We start from the raw sequence: 4,705 nt of genomic DNA, 5'->3' as shown, positions 1-4,705 counted from the left end.
GCAGGTTATCCAGCGCAATGTGCTGGCCCTCGCGCTCCATCACCCAGGCCAGCTCCTCGCACAGCCGGTTAATCTGCTCCGGCCAGGCGCGCAGCGCGCCGTTCTGGCAGTCGTGCTCAACCGTCAGCGTGTTGATCACGCAGTTAACTGCCAGCTTGCGCCAGCTGGCAGACGCGATGTTATCGTGCCACGCCACGTCCGGCAGCGCCTGATGCAGAATATCGGCGATATCGCTCAGCGCCGCGCTTTCGCGGCTGACAGGCCCGATGTGGGTGATGCCCTGCGCGACATGTTTAATCACCGTGCCGTCGCGCATCGCCGCGTGCGTGGTGATGCCGCGCAGCAGCGGCTGCTGCACTTCTTTGAGCTCTTCGATCGTGCCCATGCCGTTGTGCAGCAGCAGGATCGGCGCGTGGCGTGGTAGCACGCTTTGCAGGTTTTTCACCGCAGGTGAAACCTGTGGCGCTTTCAGGGTCACCAGTAGCAGCTGGCTTTCAGCCAGAAACAGCGGATCGTTAGCGATGAAGGTGTGATTGCTGACGTGGCCCTGTGGATCGACCACGTTGACCGAACAGTACGGCTGCGGTACGCGCAGCCAGCCCTGAACGTCATGTCCCTGGCGTGCAAGGGCCGCGAGCCAGATTTGCCCCAGGGCGCCGCAACCCAACACGGTAATTTTCATTATGCCTCCCGCTGGCGGGTGGGTGAATGGGTGTCACACCCTTAATTATAGCTTTCCGCGTCGCGTGTTTTATTAGCGCGACAAGACGCGTATTATGCATGTCACTTTAGTATCAGGAGAAGAAAAGATGCCATCTTTCGATATCGTTTCCGAAGTCGAACTGCCGGAAGTGCGTAATGCGGTGGAGAATGCCAACCGTGAGATCTCAACCCGTTTCGATTTCCGCAACGTGAGCGCCAGCTTTGAGCTCAACGAAAAGAATGAGACCATCAAAGTCACCAGCGAATCGGATTTTCAGGTGAAGCAGCTGGTGGATATTCTGCGTGAAAAGCTGCTGAAGCGCGGCATTGAAGGCGCAGCGATTGAAGTACCGGAAGAGATTGTGCACAGCGGTAAAAGCTGGAGCGTTGAAGCGAAGCTGAAAAAAGGCATCGAAAGCGATGTCGCGAAGAAAATCGTTAAGCTGATCAAAGACAGCAAACTGAAAGTGCAGACGCAGATTCAGGGTGAAGAGCTGCGCGTCACCGGTAAATCCCGCGACGATCTGCAGGGTGCGATGGCGCTGGTGCGCGGTGGCAACCTGGGTCAGCCGTTCCAGTTCAAAAACTTCCGCGATTAATCCCCTCTGTCGCGTGCCGCACGACGATACAGCGTGCTGCGCGCGACCCCCAGCGCCTGCGCCGCTTTACTGATATTGCCGTCATAGCGCTGCAGCGTTTCACTGATCAGCTGTTCATCGTGGCGTTCGCGCAGCGGCGGGCCCGGTGGGCGGCGATACTCTGCCGGCAAGTGACTTTCCGTCAGCGTTTCGCCCTCATCGGCGAGCGCCAGCAGCACGCGCAGCAGACTGCGTAGCTGGCGCACATTGCCCGGCCATGGCTGCTGCGCCAGCGCCGTCAGCAGCGCCGGAGACAGCTGTACGCCACGCTGCGCGGCTCCCAGTTCCTGCCATAAATCGCGGATAAACCCGGCGACGTTCGGCCAGGCGCGCAGCGGCGGAAGGGTCAGCGCGAACTCCTGCAGACGATAGAGCAAATCCTCACGAAATTCGCCGGCGGCCACGCGCTGGGCCAGGTCGCGATGCGTGGCGCAAATCACGGCAAAATTCACCGGCCAGCTGCGACTGGAGCCGAGTGGCGCCACCTCTTTTTCCTGCAGCACGCGCAGCAAACGGGTCTGCAGCGTCAGCGGCATGTCACCGATTTCATCCAGAAACAGCACGCCGCCATCCGCTTCGCGAATTTTGCCGATGTAGCCATTTTTACTGGCGCCGGTAAACGCGCCGGGCTGGTAGCCAAACAGTTCGGATTCAATCAGCGCTTCGGGGATGGCGGCACAGTTGATGGCGACAAACTTGCCCGTGCGCCAGCGGCTTTGCTGGTGCAGCGCGCGGCTGACATACTCCTTGCCGCTGCCGGTTTCACCATAAATGCACAGCGAAACGCCGGCATCCAGCAACCGCAGCATTTTTGCGCCGTCAGCTCCCAGCACGCGCGGCAGATCATGCGTGCGACTGTCCGGCACGCTGACGTGGCTGCGCTGCGGCGCGCGCAGGCGGAACCAGTAGCGCTGCGTGCCAATGTCGACCGCGGCGGGAACGCTGTTGGCCTGCTGCTGCAGTTGCGGAAACAGCTGCTGAAACGTCAGGCTGGCAAAGCGATCGGCGCTGAGAGCCAGTTCGCGCATCGCCAGCCGGTTAGCTGCGGTCAGCACATTGTCAGAAAACACCAGCAGCAGTTCATCACTGGTGTCGATGCCCTGCGGCTGCGGATGCAGACTAAGCAGCCACTGCTGCGGATGCAGGCTCTGCTTCACCCACAGGTACTCGATCTGCTTTGCCGCTGCTTTCACCCGGTTCAGGGTATGCGGATGCGGAAAGTGTGCCGGACCCGAGATATCCAGCACGCCGGCTATCTGGCCGTTGGGCATCTGCAACGGCATTGCGGCGCAGTACAGACCCTGGTTGCGCGTCAGGAAATGCTGCTGGCCATCAATTTCACAGCCGTCATCAATCGCCAGCGCGGTGCCAATTGCATTGGTGCCGCGTCCGCATTCACTCCACAAATTACCGGGTGCCAGGGCAAAGCGCTGGGCTTTCTCCAGCGCCTGCATATCGCCAAAGGTGTTCAGCACCAGCCCGCTGGCATCGGACAGGATCACCACCGACTGCGTCTCCGCCATCTGCTGCGCCAGCTGGCGGATGACCGGCTGCGCAAACTGCTGCAGCCCGGCGTTGCTGGCCAGCACATCGGCCAGCTCGCCCTGACGCACGCGCGGGAAATCGTCGGCGCTGCGCTCTAATCCATACAGCTGGCTGCGGAACCAGGAGTCGCTTAACAGCGGGTTGGCGTGCACGGCAGACGCGGCTGAATTTCCCTGCATGAATGACCTCAGAACGGCGTGTAAGTGTTGCAACATTGTAGCGTTCGGGTTTCTGCACTGTTGCGATACGCAACACAGATACCGCGTTTGTCCTGGAGGACTGACAGGTTTGCTGGCGGGGCATGAATTTATTTGATTGATAAATAATGCATTTATCGCTTTTGCGCCTGATGAGAAAAAACTGGCACGCGCGCTGCAATACCGACACAGGCAGTTGCGCTGCCTGTTCAGACCCTCTGACCTGATAATAAGGAGTTTGCGATGCGTTATGCACATCCCGGCACGCCCGGCGCGCTGGTCTCTTTCCAGGCGACCTACGGCAACTATATCGCCGGCAACTTCACCGAGCCGCTGAGCGGCCAGTACTTTATGAACACCTCACCGGTAGACGGCAGCGATATCGCTCAGTTCCCGCGCTCCGACGCGCGCGACATCGATCTGGCGCTGGATGCCGCGCATCAGGCTGCGGATGCGTGGGGCAAAACCAGCGTACAGCAGCGCGCCAACCTGCTGCTGCAGGTAGCCGATCGCATGGAAGCCAGTCTTGAGAAGCTGGCGGTAGCGGAGAGCTGGGATAACGGTAAACCGATTCGCGAGACGCTCAACGCCGATCTGCCGCTGGCGGTCGACCATTTTCGCTACTTTGCCGGCTGCCTGCGCGCGCAGGAGGGCAGCACCGCTGAGATCGACGAAACCACGGTGGCCTATCACTTCCACGAGCCGCTCGGCGTGGTCGGACAGATCATCCCGTGGAATTTCCCGCTGCTCATGGCGGCGTGGAAGCTGGCACCGGCGCTGGCCGCCGGTAACTGCGTGGTGCTGAAACCGGCTGAGCAGACGCCGCTTGGTATTACGCTGCTGATGGAGCTGATTGGCGATCTGTTCCCACCGGGCGTGCTGAATGTGGTGCAGGGCTTTGGCCGCGAAGCCGGCGAAGCGCTGGCCACCAGCAAGCGCATCGCTAAAATTGCCTTTACCGGATCCACGCCGGTCGGGCGGCATATCATGGCCTGTGCGGCAGAGAACATCATTCCCTGCACCGTCGAGCTGGGCGGCAAATCACCCAACATCTACTTCGCGGATGTGATGTCGGGCGAAGAGGCGTTCATCGAGAAAGCGGTTGAGGGGCTGGTGCTCGGCTTCTTCAATCAGGGCGAAGTCTGTACCTGTCCTTCGCGCGCGTTGATTCATGAATCGATCTACCAGCCCTTTATGGAGCGGGTGCTGGCGAAGGTTGCCACCATTCGCCGTGGCGATCCGCTCGATACCGACACCATGATCGGTGCTCAGGCTTCCCGCCAGCAATTCGACAAAATCCTGTCCTATATCAACATCGCCCGTGAAGAAGGCGGTCAGATTCTGACAGGGGGCGAGCGTGCGCATATCGCCGCGGAGCTGAATAACGGATTCTACATCCAGCCCACCCTGATCAAGGGCAGCAACCAGATGCGCTGTTTCCAGGAGGAGATTTTTGGGCCAGTGATTGGCGTCACCACGTTCCACGATGAGGCAGAGGCGCTCGCGATCGCCAATGAAACCCAGTTTGGTCTGGGCGCGGGGGTGTGGACGCGCGATACCAATCTGGCGTATCGCATGGGCCGCGGCATTAAAGCCGGTCGCGTCTGGACCAACTGCTATCAC

4 protein-coding genes are annotated in these 4,705 nt (G+C 60.2%); 2 read left to right on the top strand and 2 right to left on the bottom strand.

Going from position 1 to position 4,705, the window contains the following annotated elements; translation table 11 throughout:
* The coding region (locus ERD80_RS15210) for a 2-dehydropantoate 2-reductase (protein ID WP_136547483.1) at positions 1 to 682 on the bottom strand (682 nt) is incomplete at its 3' end.
* Positions 683 to 809: 127 nt separating this feature from the next.
* Here ERD80_RS15210 and ERD80_RS15205 point away from each other — a divergent pair.
* The gene (locus ERD80_RS15205; RefSeq protein WP_021507173.1) at positions 810 to 1,301 is read left to right on the top strand and encodes a YajQ family cyclic di-GMP-binding protein; all 492 of its coding nucleotides are present in this window, start codon (positions 810 to 812) and stop codon (positions 1,299 to 1,301) included.
* Here ERD80_RS15205 and ERD80_RS15200 read toward each other — a convergent pair.
* Positions 1,298 to 3,064 carry a sigma-54-dependent Fis family transcriptional regulator gene (locus ERD80_RS15200; protein WP_136547481.1) on the bottom strand — a complete coding sequence of 589 codons (1,767 nt, stop codon included), beginning with the start codon at positions 3,062 to 3,064 and terminating at the stop codon, positions 1,298 to 1,300. The genes ERD80_RS15205 and ERD80_RS15200 overlap by 4 nt on opposite strands.
* Before the next feature lie 261 nt (positions 3,065 to 3,325).
* Here ERD80_RS15200 and ERD80_RS15195 point away from each other — a divergent pair.
* Positions 3,326 to 4,705: aldehyde dehydrogenase family protein (locus ERD80_RS15195; protein WP_136547479.1), on the top strand; the 1,380-nt coding region annotated here is incomplete at its 3' end.

This window comes from Pantoea sp. R102 (genome assembly GCF_004916815.1).
Lineage (GTDB): Bacteria > Pseudomonadota > Gammaproteobacteria > Enterobacterales > Enterobacteriaceae > Pantoea > Pantoea dispersa.
This window is presented reverse-complemented; position numbering and strand designations above follow the sequence as displayed.

Bases quoted from the DNA above. Each gene is read 5' to 3' on its own strand.
- ERD80_RS15200 (WP_136547481.1), bottom strand. From the start codon at position 3,064: ATGCAGGGAAATTCAGCCGCGTCTGCCGTGCACGCCAACCCGCTGTTA.
- ERD80_RS15205 (WP_021507173.1), top strand. From the start codon at position 810: ATGCCATCTTTCGATATCGTTTCCGAAGTCGAACTGCCGGAAGTGCGT.